Below are 15,902 nucleotides of genomic sequence, written 5' to 3'. Positions count from 1 at the left end.
TTTCGGTTTAAATTTTGCCGATTTTATTTTACATTCATTACAAACACACCGCTCCATCTTGGTTTCGGCGGAGAAACTTGATAGTGGGCAACCCTTCTTAAAAATACCTTGGAGGGTGCATCATTATACTTTTCGGCACATTCCGAAAAATATTTTTCGGCCTGCTTCCATTTTCTTTTTCTATAATAGGAGAGCCCTGTTTCAAATAATTTTTTTATATCATAAAGTTTTTCGGTTGTAAGTTTTTCTGTCGGCTGAAGAATTTCATAAATACGGACGGCTTCCGTTTTTCCCTTAACTGCAACAAAATCGAGTTCTCGGCAAATAAACTCTTTGCTTAAATTTTTATAAACCTCTTCCGAGATAATCGACTTTGAGCCGTATTCTTTGTTTGCTCCTTCAAGCCGGGCCGCAAGGTTTACGGTGTCGCCTATCGATGTAAAATCTTTGCGCGTTTTGGAACCTACAGGTCCGAATACCACGGGTCCCGAATTAATACCTATTCCTATCGAAACCAGAGCCGTGCCTTCCTTCAAAGCTGCCTTTTGTTCCCGTCTCATTGCCTTTCGTATTTCCATAGCGGCCTTACATGCGTTAATTTCTTTTTTAGGCCCCGAGAAAAAAGCCATAATTTCATCACCGACGTACTTATCCACATCTCCTCCGTTTTCGAAGATTATCTTCGTTTCGATATCGAGATAGCGGTTTAAAATATTGATGACTTCTCGCGGCTGCATGTTTTCGCACATGCTTGTAAACCCGCGTATGTCGGTAAACAAAAAGCAGAGATCTCTGGTAGTACTTTTACTTGAGAGATTTTTTTCTGCATTTTGAATAGTATGAAAAGACACATAGGGTAAAATTCCGCGGATAAGCGAGATAATATTTTTTAGCTCTACTGAAAGGGTTTTTATTTCGTCATGGGTCTTGACGTTTTCTTCAAAAATAAGACGGTCCGGTTCGATTGCCGCGCTGCTCGAAATCATACCGCTTAAAATATTTGCAGTTTTTCGTATATTTCCGCATAAGAATATAATGGGATTTGCAATAAAGTCCGCCAAAAAAAGAACGATGATTATAGATGCATAGAAAAACACGGCCGAAATTGAAAACACAAAGACCTTTGCCTGAAAATAAGGGCGGTCTAGAATTTCTTTAAGATATGTAACAACTGAAAAGCCTACAAGTCTCTGGCCCTCCTTTCTGGTGAAGGTTACAGGATAGATATAAAGGCAGGTTCCCTTCTCGTCCTTGTAAATAGGTGTGCTTACCGTAGCTTCATTTTTGAAGTGTTTTATATAAAGGGCTGCATCCTCAGGACTTATGCTTTTTTCTTCTTCCGGAATTAGCCTTACCTGCCCTGCGGCTGTGGTATAAGAAAATACATCAAAAAAGGGCAGCTCTGTAGACTCATCGATTTCTTCAAGAAAAATATGTTGTTTATTGCTTGTGGTTATTATATCGACCCTTTGAAAAGGGAAGGGCGAAGACAGATTGGTCTTTCGTATTCCTTCGAGGAAGGCGCTGATTTTAGCATGAAGCCCATCCGAAAAGCTGTATATGGCCGCAACCTGCTCGGCCTGATTTTTTCCTGTTGTGTTGACATTTTGGGTGAGAAGCATATTATAGTTTCTTAAATCTGTGTAAATAAATGTTGAAAGAATCACCAATATGGTAAAAAGAATAACTATTGTAATTTTTATTTTTATATGAGACCTTTTTTTTCTGTTTTTAAAGCGGTTTATGTATTGTTTTAATAGCTTGTCTACAGAAAGCGCCTCTTCCTTTATGGGTTCGGAATTAGTTTTTAAGGACTTTTCTTTTTGTTTTTTTAATTTTTCGGCTATTCGTTTGTTTAACAGCTCTTTCTTCTCTTCTTCTTCTTTTAGAAGGCGTTTATACTCCATATATGATCCGTTTTGTCTTTTTATGGAAATTATGCCGTGTGCTATCAAGAAAGCATGAAAGACAATGGCCGTAAAAAAGGCAAAATATGTAAGAGAACTTAGGGAATAGAACCATCGGGGGGTGTTTGCAAATAAATTCACACCGGAAACCGAGGCAGCAATATAAAGGCTTATAGGTACTAAGGCCGAAAAATAAACAACCTTTGAGGATATTTTTATTTGAAAAATAGATATAAAGATAATTATAAATGCTATAGGCAATAAAAACAGCAAGAGACTGCTTACATAAAAAGAGTTTAAACCTCTTTGTACAAAGTCCGAAAACAAAACCGTCATAGGGTAAAGATTTACCGCCTTTTGAGAGGTATTAAACAAGTCCATTTTAGTCATACTAAAAGGCAAAATCATAAGTTCTGCAAGAATTATAAGAGATGCTATTTTTACCGTATTAGGATGAATATAAATCTTTTTTATCCATCTAAGGATATTATCTAAAGCCTTTATCATAGATAATAGTTTACATACTAAAAGGTTTTTGTCAATAGAATGGTTTAGGGGAAGAAAACCCCTTTTTCGGAGAAAGGTGTTTTACCTCGAAACTTCGTTGGTTGTACCCTCCCCTATGCCCGGTGAAAAATGTACATCCTTGTACATTTTTCACCTTAGAGTTTGCATCAAGCGCAAACTCTCGAAGTGCAAACAACGGACATCCTGTCCGCTCGCGCTGCTTAGGGCTCTGCCCTAAGGACCCGGTTTTTTACAAAGTTTTAGGACGGCTCTTTAGTTGAGATTAAAAGCAAGGGAAGCTTTAACAAAATGTTAATTCTTTTTTTTTAAATTTTACTCTTAGATTCAAATAACCTCTACAATAATTATGAAAGAGGGGAAATTTTTCTTCTTTCAAATAATTTATGAGAGGCAAAAATGGAAAAACTTTTTAACATTACCCTCCGTAACGACTACGCTTTTAAGAGAGTCTTCGGAGTGGACGAAAACAAGGATATCCTGCAAGACTTATTGGAATGTATTTTAGACATTCCGCCTGAGACCATCGCCGGTTTAGAGCTTTTGGATAAGGAGTTTCATAAGGAGCTTTTAAGTGAAAAGTTAGGTATCTTGGATATAAAACTAAGATTAAAAGACGGAACTTTTATTGATATTGAGATTCAAAACAGATGGCATTTTGATTTTCCTGAAAGAACCTTGTATTATTGGTCTAAGATGTACAATGAAGGTGTAAAACAAGGTCAAGACTATACAAAACTTCCAAAGTGTATTACAATAAACTTGATAGGGAAAGGCTTTAATAAAAATAAGCGTCTGCACAATCGATATTTTATTCTTGAACAAGAGACAAAAGAGCCTTTAGTTTCAAAACTTGAGATTCATATACTGAACCTTGAAAAGGCCAGACTATTAAAAGAATCTCAATGTAAAGATAATAAAACGAAGCGTTTATTAAAATGGCTGAAATTTATTGAAACCGATGACAGGGAGGTAAGAAAAATGTTGGCAGAAACTTCTAAAGTAATGGCAAAAGCAAATGATAAAATTATAGTAATGGAAATGAGCCCGAAAGAAAAATGGCTATACGACTCCCGCATGAAATATGAAAACGACAGGGCCTCATGTATAAGTGAAGGTTATCAGCAAGGAGCTTACCAAACAAAGCTTGAAACGGCTTCGATATTTAAAAAACTCGGTATAGATATTGAAAAAATAGCTGAAGGAACCGGCCTTTCTATCGAAGAAATCGAAAAGTTATAATTTAAGAGGAAGGGGAAAACCCCCGTTCAGAGCGGTTTTTTTTTCCATCCCTTTTGACCTTGAAGCTGTGCCGGTTGTTCTTGCGCTGCCAAAGGGCTTGCAATATTGCTACGCCGGCTTGCAATAGCTTTGGAATCCGGCATTATTACCAGAGTTTTAGGACGGCTCTTTAGTTGAGATTAAAAGCAAGGGATACTTTAAAAAGCTGATAATCTATGATATAATACAATAGGTGAGGGAAACGGTTATGAGTACTTCAAGCAGAAAATACAAAGATTCGATTTTTGTAGACCTTTTTGCAGAAGATGAAAAAGCAAAAGAAAATTTTTTATCTCTTTATAACGCCTTGCATGGTGCTTCACTTAAAGATACGGAACAGCTGAAAAATGTCAGGCTTGATCAGGTTTTATATATGTCATTTTATAATGATGTGTCTTACCTTGTAGATAATAAAATCATAGTCCTTGCAGAGCATCAGTCTACTATCAATCCTAATATGCCTTTGCGCTGCCTTGAATATGTAAGCCGCCTTTATGAAACCCTCTTTGAATCAAAAGAAAAATACAGCCGTAAACTCCTATATATTCCAACACCTGAATTCTATGTATTTTATAATGGAGAAGAAGATTATCCTTCCGATAAAACACTGAAACTATCTGATGCTTTTATCGAAAAAGCAACAGAGCCTAATCTTGAGTTGACCGTTAAGGTAATAAACATAAACCGGAACAATAGACATCCTGTATTGGAAAACTGTAAAACGATGAAAGAATACAGTATATTTGTAGAAACGGTAAGGAAATGGAAAGAGATAAATCCGAAAAACGGTTTTGAAAAGGCTGTTGAAGAATGTATACAAAACAATATTTTGCGTGAATATTTAAAACGCAAGACCAAGGAGGTATTAAACATGTTATTAGCTGAATATGATTATGAAACCGATATAGCCGTACAACGCGCCGAAGAAAGAGAAATAGCCTTTGCTGAGGGTATTGAGCGAGGTATCGAACAAGGCATTGAGCGCGGATTTGCAGACGGTTCTTACCAAAAAGCCCTTGAAACGGCAAAAAACTTAACAGAAATGGGTTTTGCCATAGAAGCTATCGCAAAAGCTACAGGTTTAAATATTGAAGAAGTAGAAGCCCTATAAGAATCAGCCTTTTTGAAAATAGGCGGAGCAGATTCAAGGAAGCTAGTAAAAATAAAGCGGAGGCGTATCGGGTATACGTCGAGCTCATTTTACGTAGCGACACAGGAGATGCCCGTTTATTTTCAAAAGAGGGGGTAATAAATATGTTAGTAGCAGAATATGATTATGATACGGATATAGCAGTACAAAGAGAAGAAGCAAGCAGAATCGCCTTTGCTGAAGGAACCGGCCTTTCTATCGAAGAAATCGAAAAGTTATAATTTAAGGGGAAGGGAAAAACCTACGGCTTATTTAACAAAATGTTAATTCTTTTTTTTAAATTTTACTCTTAGATTCAAATAACCTCTACAATAATTATGAAAGGAAAAAAAATTTTCTTCTTTCAAATAATTTATGAGAGGTAAAAGTGGAAAAACTTTTTAACATTACCCTCCGCAACGACTATGCTTTTAAGAGAGTGTTCGGAGTGGACGAAAACAAGGATATCCTGCAAGATTTATTGGAGTGCATTTTAGACATTCCGCCTGAGACCATCGCCGGCTTGGAACTCTTGGATAAGGAGTTTCATAAGGAGCTTTTAAGTGAAAAGTTAGGTATCTTGGATATAAAACTAAGATTAAAAGACGGAACTTTTATTGATATTGAGATTCAAAACAGATGGCATTTTGATTTTCCTGAAAGAACCTTGTATTATTGGTCTAAGATGTACAATGAAGGTGTAAAACAAGGTCAAGACTATACAAAACTTCCAAAGTGTATTACAATAAACTTGATAGGGAAAGGCTTTAATAAAAATAAGCGTCTGCACAATCGATATTTTATTCTTGAACAAGAGACAAAAGAGCCTTTAGTTTCAAAACTTGAGATTCATATACTAAACCTTGAAAAAGCTAAAATCTTAAAAGAATCTCAATGTAAAGATAATAAAACGAAGCGTTTATTAAAATGGCTGAAATTTATTGAAACCGATGACAGGGAGGTAAGAAAAATGTTGGCAGAAACTTCTAAAGTAATGGCAAAAGCAAATGATAAAATTATAGTAATGGAAATGAGCCCGAAAGAAAAATGGCTATACGACTCCCGCATGAAATATGAAAACGACAGGGCATCATGTATAAGTGAAGGCTATCAGCAGGGGCTTGAAGAAGGTTCTTACCAAACAAAGCTTGAAACGGCCTCGATATTTAAAAAGCTCGGTATAGATATTGAAAAAATAGCTGAAGGAACCGGCCTTTCTATCGAAGAAATCGAAAAGTTATAATTTAAGGGGAAGGTGAAACCTCCTTTCGCCGAGCTTCCGTTATGTTTATACAAATTATTTAAAAAACAGCCGCAAAATAAAAAAAATCGTAAAAAACCGAAAAAATTTATAGAAAAACATGAAAATTTCATAAAAAAATCATAATTTTTTTGTATTTTGTGTAACTTTTTTGTCTTTTTGCTTGACACTAAAAATTGACTATGGTATAATCGACTCAAACAAATAACAAGGAGGAATTTTTTATGAAAAAAATTCTGTCAATTTTGATGATTTTGGTACTCGTGGGCGGAGTTGCTTTTGCCCAGGTAGAGCCTGAAGTAAGAGGTAGTGCTACTTTAAGCTGGGGTATTGATTTTGGTGCCGGTTCTGAAACCGATTATACTAAAGGCGGTGCTGACAATCATGCCGTTGCTACCCATGGTTTTTATAACACTAACAATTTCCAGGTTAGGCTTCCTTTCTTCAAGCGACAAGATTTTGCAGGTGGAAGTGCTAGCAAAGAAGCTGATGTTTATGCAGATGTTTCTTTTAAAGCTACTCCGGTAGCAACGGGCTGGACAGAAAGTGGAAAAGCAGTGTCTGTAAAGGCTGTTTTACATTTCTATGGTGCCTATATGACCGTTTATGGCAAGCCCGATTTCAAAGCCAATAAAGCATTAGGCTGGGACCCGATAAATGCTGACGATGGTGATCAAGGTAAGGGCTGGTTCAATCCTGCTTTTACCGGCTGGGGAACAAAGATTGGTTATAAAAAAGCCGATCTTATGGGACTTGATGTAGGTCTTAAACTCGGATCAAACGGAAGCTGGCACCAGAAAGCTTCGGATGGAAACGACAGAAAACGCAGAGAAAAAGACAGTAAATATGCTTTCGGTTTGGATTTTTCTATGCAGCCCGTTGAGAAGTACCTCGGTGTAGAGGCAACTCTAAATGCTACTCTCGGAAAGTTTTCTGATAAAACTCCCTTGGAAGGTCCCGGTGACTATGGTTACAATGCCGGTAATTCTCCTGATAACATAGGCGGAAAAGATAAAAAATCCGGTATGGTAAACTTCGGTGTTGCATTTAAATCGGAACCCATCGAAGAGATGACGGTTAAACTAGGTTTTGATGGCGTTACAGGTGTAACTTATAGGGACAATAAAGGTGAACTTCAAGAAACACTCGGTTGGGATGCAGGTTTAAGCGTAGGTTATAAATGGGTAGATGCCGGACTCTATCTTTGCGGAACAGGTACTAAATATCAAGGTTATGATTTTGCCGGTAATGATCCTACAAAATGGAAGGATTATGGTGCCAATATGGCGGCTCACCTCGGATTTGTTTCCGATGAAGAAGCAAAGAAAGGTACCGGTTTTGTTGATGGTTTAGCTTTCCATGTTACTATTAATGCTTATGACCTTTTGGCAAAGCGAAATAGTGCGGATATTCCTGAGGCAATGAGAAAGGCCAATTTTGCCTTAGCTAATGCTTATGATTCCCTAAAAAAAATCTATGATGATGCACTCGCTGCTTGGTTAAAAGCTAACCCCGGTCAAACTGAAGCTAACTATATTGCAACCAACCCGGTAGAATACACTAATCTTCAGGCTTCAGAGACAGCACAAGCGGCTGTAAACGCCTTGCGAAGAACAAAATATGGTTCTCTTCCGCTTGGTCTTAATTTAGGTGTTTCTTACAAACATAACCTTACTGACTCAATGTGGATAAAGCCTTATGCCGAATTCTACGCAGAAACCAACCATTATAAACAGCATGGCGATACTTATGCTAGTGATCCTGACAAAGCAATTGATAAGCTTTATTTAGGTATGGCTTATAAGTTAGGTGTAGAATTCCAGCCCATAGAAAAAGTTTTAGTTACAGCTGCTTGGAACCAAGGTAAGGTTGATGCTGATACATATGAAGGCGGTTTCACAAATCAATACATGATTAAGACTCCTTTAAATCATAAGATGCACAACGGTACCTTTGTATTAAGCCTCAAGCTTATCTACTAATCTATACGTAGTGTAATTTTAAAACCCGTCGTAAGGCGGGTTTTTTTGTGTCCTAAAATAATTATCCAAACATTGAATAATCACCTCTTTTTATGTTATAATCATCTTTAAGGAGGCTTAATATGGATTTTGATTTTTCGCGTAAGATACCTATAGGCGTGCAGAGCTTTGAGGTAATGCGTAACGATAAATTTCTCTATGTCGATAAAACACCCTTTTTGTTTAAACTTGCACACTCCAACCGTGTATACTTTTTGAGCCGTCCGCGCCGCTTCGGTAAAAGCCTCTTTCTCTCAACCTTGAGGTCTTACTTTTTAGGTCAAAAAGAACTATTTACAGGCCTGTACATCGAAAAGGCCGAAGAAAAACGAGCCGAAATCGAAAAGACTGAAGCTTGGATAGAATATCCTGTACTTTATTTGGACTTTAATACAAAATATTATAAGAATGAAGAAGCTCTTCTAACTATTATAAATTTACACTTAGATGACTGGGAAAAACTTTATGGTATCACAAAAACATCCGGAAGTATTGAAGATAGATTTAAATCTATAGTTACAACCTTATATGAAAAAACCGGCCGTCAAGTAGTTATTTTAGTAGACGAGTACGATAAGCCTCTTTTGCAAACAATGGGTGTAAACGAGGCACTAAACGAAGAATACCGCAACACCCTCAAGGCCTTTTATTCGGTAATAAAAACTTGCGACCATGCAATACGCTTTGCCTTTTTAACGGGAGTGACAAAGTTCAGCAAGGTAAGCATATTCAGCGACTTAAATAACTTACAAGACATAAGTATGATAACAGAGTACAGCGATATTTGCGGTATAACCGATGAAGAGCTAAAAGTCAACTTTGAACCTGAGATAAAAGTTTTAGGTGAAAGGAAGAAAAAAAACTTTGAACAAATCTTATCGGAATTAAAAAAGAAGTATGACGGATATGTATTTACAAAAGAAGGAGTAAGTGTATATAATCCGTTTAGTGTTTTAAGTGCTTTTTCTGCAAAGGACTTAGGCAACTATTGGTTTGCGACCGGAACACCGACCTTTTTGGTAAATTATCTAAAAGATGCTTATTATAATATTCCGAATTTAGACGGAAAGGTAGAACTTGACGAATCGATGCTGAATGAATATAGAGCTGATACGAAAGATCCGATACCGATACTTTTTCAATCGGGCTATTTAACGATAAAAGAATACATAGAAGATGCAAATATCTACCGATTGGGCTTTCCAAATGACGAGGTGCGTTACGGCTTTTTAAAGAATCTATTTCCATCGTATTCTTCGCTTCGGCCTGATGAAACAGCATCTTCCATATGGAAGTTTGTGGAAGATATAAGGGCGGGAAATGTAGATGAGTTTATGGAGAGAATGCAGGCGATAATTGCAGGAGTACCTTACGATAATCTGCCTAAGGATAAGCTAAGGCTGAGGGAGCAAAACTATCAGACGGCCGTATATTTAATCTTTAAACTGATGGGGCAATTTGTGCAAACGGAAATCCACTGTGCAAAGGGCAGAGCCGACTGTATAGTGCATACTAAAGATTCTATATACATCTTTGAGTTTAAGCTTATGAGTTCAGGCTCGGCAGAAGAAGCAATAGCTCAAATAAAAGAGAAGGGCTATGCCGAACAATTTAAGGCAGAAGGCAAAAAAATAATCCTGATAGGTTCAAGCTTTGATGAAGAAGAAAGGACTATCGGGGAATGGAAGACGGAAAGCTTATAATAACAAAAAAACCGCCCTAAGAATCTTGAACTTAGGACGGCTTTTTTATCGGTTTAAAGTAAAAAACTTATTTTGTCTTTAAATAATCGTTGATTGCAGCGGCGGCTTTTCGGCCTTCACCCATTGCGAGGATTACGGTAGCGGCACCGAGAACGATATCGCCTCCGGCCCAAACGCCTTCAATCGATGTTTTTTGGTTTTCATCGACAACGATATTGCCTTTTTTGGTAACTTCCAACCCATGACTTGTTTGAGCCATTAGGGGGTTGGAATCGTTTCCGAGAGCAACGATTACGGCATCTACCTTTATTTGGTGCTCTGTGCCGGGTTTTGCCACAGGCTTTCTTCTTCCGGACTCATCGGGTTCGCCCAACTCATAGTCTAAAACTTCGATTGCACAAACCTTTCCTTCTTCATCGCCGATGATTTTTGTGGGGTTTTGAAGGAAGCAGAACTCTACGCCTTCTTCCTCGGCGTGGGCTACTTCTTCGATTCGGGCAGGCATTTCGGCACGGGTTCGGCGGTAAATACAGTAAACTTTTTTACAGCCGAGACGGTAGCCCATTCTGGCGGCATCCATAGCTACGTTTCCGCCTCCGATTACGGCCAGAGTTTCAGCCTGATAAAGAGGGGTATCTGAATGACTGGCATCATAGGCCTTCATAAGATTGGCACGCGTCAAATACTCGTTTGCACTAAAAACACCTATGAGGTTTTCGCCTTCAATTCCCATAAACTTAGGCAAGCCCGCACCTGTTCCGATAAAGGCGGCATCATATCCGTCTTCTTTTAAAAGCTGCTCAAGGGTTTCGGTTCTTCCTACCAAGAAGTTTGTTTTAAACTCAACTCCCATTTTTTCGAGGTTTTCAACTTCCTTTGCAACGATTTCTTTCGGCAAGCGGAATTCGGGAATGCCGTAAACCATAACGCCTCCTGTTTTGTGGAAGGCTTCAAAGACTGTTACTGTGTGACCTTCTCGGCGTACATCGGCTGCAACGGTAAGACCTGCAGGGCCTGAGCCGATAATGGCAACCTTTTTTCCCGTTTCGGGAGCAACCTCGGGCACGGTAATCTTATTATTGTTTCTTTCCCAGTCGGCAACAAAGCGCTCAAGACGGCCGATTGCTACAGCCTGTTCAGGGGACTTGAGCATCTTGCCTATTGTACAAAAGGCTTGGCACTGCTTTTCTTGGGGACAAACGCGTCCGCATATTGCAGGAAGGAGGTTTGTTGTCTTTATAATATCGACGGCTTTTTTATAATCGCCTTTTTGAATTTCAGAAATAAATTCCGGAATAGGAACACCTACGGGGCAGCCCTTTACGCAGGGGCGGTTTTTACAGTTTAAACATCGCTCTGCTTCAATTCGGGCTTGTTCATCGGTGTAGCCCATGGCAACCTCATTCATTAACGAGGCTCTTTCATGAGGATCGAGGGCCGGCATTTCCTGAATAGGAATCTGAGTTCTTTCTTTGGGGCTTAGAGTCTTATCTTTTAAGTCTGCCCAGAGTTTTTTAGCTTGTTCTGAAAGCTCCTCATGTGTTATGTGTTTATGACATGTTTGATTTGTATTTTCCATATTTGTTCCGCTCCTTAATTAAAAATACCGGACTTGCACTTATGCCTATCCTGATCTTCGCGTCCGCGGAAGGCCTTCATTCTCATCATCATATTATCGAAGTCGACCTTGTGGGCATCGAATTCGGGTCCGTCAACACATACGAACTTGATTTGATTGTCTACGGTTACACGGCAGCCGCCGCACATTCCTGTTCCGTCAATCATGATTGTGTTAAGCGAAACCGTTGTTTTTATTCCGAAGGGACGGGTGGTTTCGGCACAGAATTTCATCATTATGGGCGGTCCGATAGCAAAAACCTCATCGGGAGGAGTTTGACTTTCACAGATTTCTTTTAAGGGAGCGGTTACCAAAGCCTTTCTTCCATAGGAACCGTCATCGGTTGTAATGATGAGCTCGTCAGCGATTGCCTTCATCTCATCTTCAAATACGATGAGGTCCTTGTTTCTTGCTCCGATGATAACTATGAGTTTGTTTCCTGCTTCTTTAAAAGCTTTTGCGATCGGATACATTGGGGCAACACCTATACCTCCGCATACGCAGGCTACCGTTCCGCACTTTGTTATGTGCGAGGGACGTCCAAGAGGGCCTAAAATTGCAGCAATAGAATCGCCTACATTTTTATCGCAAAGCTTGATGGTTGTAGCTCCTACAGCCTGAATAACGAGGGCAATCCAGCCTTCTTCGGCATTTGCATCGGCAATGGTGAGGGGGACTCTTTCTCCGAAATTGGTATCTATTTGAACGATTACAAACTGTCCCGGATGTCTGTTTTTTGCAATTTCCGGTGCTTCAACGCGCAAATAAAAAACCTCAGGCGAATATTGCCGTTTCTCAAGTATTTTGTGCATAATCATACTCCTTAAGGTTTATAATCTATAAAAAAATAATGATTTAAGATGTTAGACAAGTCTTCAAATCAATGATAACCTTAACGGGTAATTATATCAAAATTCAAAAAATCTTGCAACAGGCAAAAATTAAAAACTGGACAAGGGGCTTTTTTTGTGATATTATCTTTACTAAAGGGGTACTTATGAAAAAATCTAAGATATTATGTTTGTTTATGTTTTTTGTTGTTTTAGGAGTACTGACGGCCGAAAAATCCTCTAAAAAATTATACGTGAATGTAAAAGAAACCTGGATAAAATCGGATGCAGGTTTTTTTGCTAAAAATGTTGTACGGGTTAGGTATGGGGAGCAGGTATATCTTTTAGAAGAAAAAGGAAAATGGATGAGAGTTTCTCCGGTTTCAAATCCGAACCTTGTAGGCTGGCTGCCTAAGGCAAATCTTACAAAGAAAAAAATAGTCGGCTCTTTTGATAAAAGAACTTCGGCAGAGGCAAAGGAATTGGCTCTTGCAGGAAAAGGTCTAACGGAGGGTTCCGGCTCGGAGTTTTCGTCTTCGGGTAAAAAAAATTATGCAGCGGTTGGCATTGTCGAAAGCATAAAGGTGAATCCAAAGGATTTACAGTTTTTTATCAAAGAAGGCTTATTGAAGGATGGTGAATAATGAAAAAGAAATTCGGACTATTTTTAATTATAATTTTTATTTCGGTAATTGTTCTATCTTGTGCCCTATTGGGAAGTTTAGATGATCCTCTTGCCTTTACAAAAAATGTTGTTGATGCTGCAGCTCCTATCGCTGAAGCCTCAAAGCCTATTCAAAATGAAGAGGAGTATTATATAGGCCGTGAAGTGGCTGCCGTCATTTTAAGCAATTATAGACTTTACCGTAATAAGCAGCTGGAAAACTATTTGAACTTGATTTGTATGACTTTGGTACTAAATTCTGATGTGCCTGAATCTTATAACGGCTATCATGTTGCGATATTGGATACGGATGAAATAAACGCCTTCGCAACACCCGGAGGACATGTGCTGGTGACAAAGGGTCTGTTGGCTTGTACGGATTCCGAGGATGCCCTTGCAGGTGTTATAGCTCATGAACTTGGTCACATTCAGTTAAAGCATGGTATAGGAGCCATTAAAACAAATAGACTTACCGGGGCAGCTATAGAAAGCACGGGGACAATGCTTCTTGGAGAAAAAAATAAAGAAGCTATTAAATTCTTAGAAGATGCATCAAAAGAAATCTTAACAACCTTGGTAAACTCCGGTTATTCTAAAACTCAGGAATACGCGGCAGACCGTTTTGCCGTCAGGCTAATGGCAAAAGCAGGATATGATCCCAATGCCATGACCGAAATGCTTAAAATTATGGGCGAGAAACAAAAGAACGATCATCGAGGTTTCGGCAAAACTCACCCTTCAGCCGATTCGCGTATAAAATATGTAGAAATGGAAGCAAAAAAACTTGCCGGCAACTATAACCGTTCCGCGAGACTCAAGCGCTATAAAAGAAACAAACTAAAATAGGGAAAAAGTCTATGAAGAAAATACGAAGGCTGTTTTTTATTTCCGTTCCGATTTTTGTCATATTGATGCTTTTTACCTATTTAGGAATTTTTAGCCGGGCAGAACACTTTTTTTATGATGATAGAATGAACAAGACTGCTTCTTATTTTTCTTCTTCCGATGAGATTGTTTTGGTTTTGGTAGATCAAAAAAGTTTAAACTATGCCGCATCCGAACGAGGCTGGAAGTGGCCGTGGCCTCGTGAAGCTTATGCCGAGATAACGGATTTTTTTTCAAGCGGAGGAGCGAAGTCTGTAGCTTTCGATATGCTCTTTACTGAGCCTTCTTCCTATGGGGAAGCCGATGATAAAAAATTTGCAGACTCTTCAAGAGAAAGCGGCATAGTTATTCAAACCGTTTTTTTTGATGTGGTTCAAGGAAACACTCAAGAATGGCCTGTTGCGGCTCCTAAGCCTGAGCCGATTGATGGTTCCTCTTTAAGTAAACACGATTTTATCAAGCTCCCGCCTGCCATCTTCCCCATAGATGAAATTGCCTCATCCGCCAAGCGTATAGGAAATGTAAATAGTCTTCCCGATCCTGATGGAACGATAAGAAGGGCCCGCCTATTTTATCCATGGAAAGATTATAAGATTCCTACCTTGGGAATAGCCTCTTATTTTGTGGGAGGGAATGAAGATGATGGCCTTCCTGATGAGCTTAATCTCCGCTTTACAAAAAGTATTGATGATTATTTGCCTTATAGTGCAGGCGATATTTTAAAGGCTCAAGCCGATATAAGGGCAGGCAGGGAAAGCGAGCTTCATCCTGAAGATTTTGAAGACATGTATGTTTTTTTCGGGCTTTATGCTCCCGGTCTTTTCGATATTTGTCAGACTCCCATTTCCGCTTCTTATCCCGGGGTAGGTATTCACATAACTCTTTTAGATAATATTCTTTCGGGTAATAGGATTGTAAAAACCGGCTTTTTGATTAATGCCTTAATTATTTTAATTTGTATTATTCTTTCAGGCTTGCCTGAAATTTTTTCTGAAAAGATAAAATCAAGGGCTGTGTCTTTAACGGTGAATGCTGCAAGTTTTGTGTGCTTAGTTATTTTTTATATTTTTATTTCTTATCTTTTATTCCGTTTCGGGATTTCCGTTCCTACAGCCTCTGTGCTTGCCGGAATGGTTTTGTCCTTTGTAAGCTCTCTTGCAGTTAGTTATATCGTTGAAGGCAAACAGAGGCGTTACCTAAAAAATGCCTTTAAGCAATATCTAAGTCCTGCCGTTATCGAACAGCTGATTGCCGATCCGTCTCAATTAAAATTAGGCGGTGAACGTAAAGAAATATCCATCTTTTTTTCGGACTTGCAAGGTTTTACTTCAATCTCGGAAAGTTTAAGTCCTGAGGCCCTTACCGAACTTTTGAACGATTATCTTTCGGACATGAGTAAAATTATTTTGGACTCGGGCGGAACAATCGACAAGTATGAAGGCGATGCTATTATCGCTTTTTGGAATGCACCTGCAAGGGTGGAGCATCATGCCCGTTCTGCCTTAGAAGCGGCTTGGGCTTGTCAAAAAAAACTTGAAGAAAGGCGTGCCGAGTTTGAAAAGAGGGCTGAAGGAAGGCCCTTTAAAATGCGCATAGGGCTTAATACGGGCTTTGCCATTGTGGGCAACATGGGCTCGGTAAGCCGCTTCGATTATACGATGTTGGGGGACTCAGTAAACTTGGCAGCCCGCTTGGAAGGCTTAAACAAGCAATTCGGTACTTACACAATGTGTGCGGAGGCAGCAAAAAAACAGGCCGAAGAAAGCGGCGCAGGTTTAAAATTTAGAGAGCTTGCCCGTGCGGCAGTTGTGGGAAAATCCGAACCCGTAGTCGTTTATGAAATCATGGACGAAAAAACTTATAACGAAAAAAAAGCCTTGCTTGATTCTTTTGACAAAGGATTAAAAGAATTCTATGCCGGAAACTTTAAAGAAGCCTTAAATATTTTTGCTCAAAATGAAGAATCCGATCCTCCTTCAAAACACTATGCAGAAAAATGTAAACTCCTTATTTCACAAAAGCCTGAAGGCGAGTGGCGGGGTATTTGGAAAGCCGATACTAAATAAGACGAAATTTTC

At 39.0% G+C, this 15,902-nt stretch carries 11 protein-coding genes; 8 read left to right on the top strand and 3 right to left on the bottom strand.

From position 1 onward, the window contains the following. Positions 1-23: 23 nt before the first annotated feature. Positions 24-2,414, bottom strand: coding sequence for an adenylate/guanylate cyclase domain-containing protein (locus E4O07_RS11340; protein WP_253685900.1), 2,391 nt, complete (start codon positions 2,412-2,414; stop codon positions 24-26). 417 nt (positions 2,415-2,831) lie between these two features. Here E4O07_RS11340 and E4O07_RS11335 point away from each other — a divergent pair, with 417 nt between their 5' ends. From E4O07_RS11335 to E4O07_RS11315, 5 genes are all read left to right on the top strand, one after another. Further along, positions 2,832-3,674, top strand: a complete 843-nt coding sequence (locus E4O07_RS11335) for an Rpn family recombination-promoting nuclease/putative transposase (protein WP_253685898.1) — start codon at positions 2,832-2,834, stop codon at positions 3,672-3,674. Between the two features lie 247 nt (positions 3,675-3,921). Then, on the top strand, positions 3,922-4,824 hold the full coding sequence (locus E4O07_RS11330; protein WP_253685896.1) for an Rpn family recombination-promoting nuclease/putative transposase: 903 nt from the start codon (positions 3,922-3,924) through the stop codon (positions 4,822-4,824). A 406-nt stretch (positions 4,825-5,230) separates the two neighbouring features. Then, positions 5,231-6,085, top strand: a complete 855-nt coding sequence (locus tag E4O07_RS11325) for an Rpn family recombination-promoting nuclease/putative transposase (protein WP_253685894.1) — start codon at positions 5,231-5,233, stop codon at positions 6,083-6,085. 242 nt (positions 6,086-6,327) lie between these two features. Further along, positions 6,328-8,085 (top strand): major outer sheath protein Msp, encoded by a 1,758-nt coding sequence (locus E4O07_RS11320; protein WP_253685892.1) that lies wholly within the window; start codon positions 6,328-6,330, stop codon positions 8,083-8,085. 122 nt (positions 8,086-8,207) lie between these two features. Then, complete coding sequence (locus E4O07_RS11315; protein WP_253685890.1) at positions 8,208-9,827, top strand: ATP-binding protein; 1,620 nt, start codon at positions 8,208-8,210, stop codon at positions 9,825-9,827. Positions 9,828-9,894: 67 nt separating this feature from the next. Here E4O07_RS11315 and gltA read toward each other — a convergent pair whose 3' ends face one another. Next, on the bottom strand, positions 9,895-11,406 hold the full coding sequence (gltA, locus tag E4O07_RS11310) for an NADPH-dependent glutamate synthase (protein WP_253685888.1): 1,512 nt from the start codon (positions 11,404-11,406) through the stop codon (positions 9,895-9,897). A gap of 14 nt (positions 11,407-11,420) precedes the next feature. Beyond that, complete coding sequence (locus tag E4O07_RS11305) at positions 11,421-12,257, bottom strand: sulfide/dihydroorotate dehydrogenase-like FAD/NAD-binding protein (RefSeq protein WP_253685886.1); 837 nt, start codon at positions 12,255-12,257, stop codon at positions 11,421-11,423. 185 nt (positions 12,258-12,442) lie between these two features. On the opposite strand from E4O07_RS11305, the gene E4O07_RS11300 reads away from it, so the two are divergent. The 3 genes from E4O07_RS11300 to E4O07_RS11290 are packed head-to-tail and all read left to right on the top strand — an operon-like array spanning position 12,443 to position 15,890. Beyond that, a complete protein-coding gene (locus E4O07_RS11300) occupies positions 12,443-12,919 on the top strand; it encodes a hypothetical protein (protein ID WP_253685884.1) in 477 nt (158 codons plus the stop codon). Then, positions 12,919-13,785, top strand: a complete 867-nt coding sequence (locus E4O07_RS11295; RefSeq protein WP_253685882.1) for a M48 family metalloprotease — start codon at positions 12,919-12,921, stop codon at positions 13,783-13,785. Before E4O07_RS11300 ends, E4O07_RS11295 begins: the two co-directional genes overlap by 1 nt. Before the next feature lie 11 nt (positions 13,786-13,796). After that, positions 13,797-15,890, top strand: coding sequence for a CHASE2 domain-containing protein (locus E4O07_RS11290; RefSeq protein WP_253685855.1), 2,094 nt, complete (start codon positions 13,797-13,799; stop codon positions 15,888-15,890). Positions 15,891-15,902 lie beyond the last annotated feature (12 nt).

It is taken from the genome of Treponema sp. OMZ 798, from assembly GCF_024181385.1.
Lineage (GTDB): Bacteria > Spirochaetota > Spirochaetia > Treponematales > Treponemataceae > Treponema_B.
Note: the sequence above shows the minus strand (reverse complement) of the source record. Positions and strands in the feature narration are given on the sequence as shown.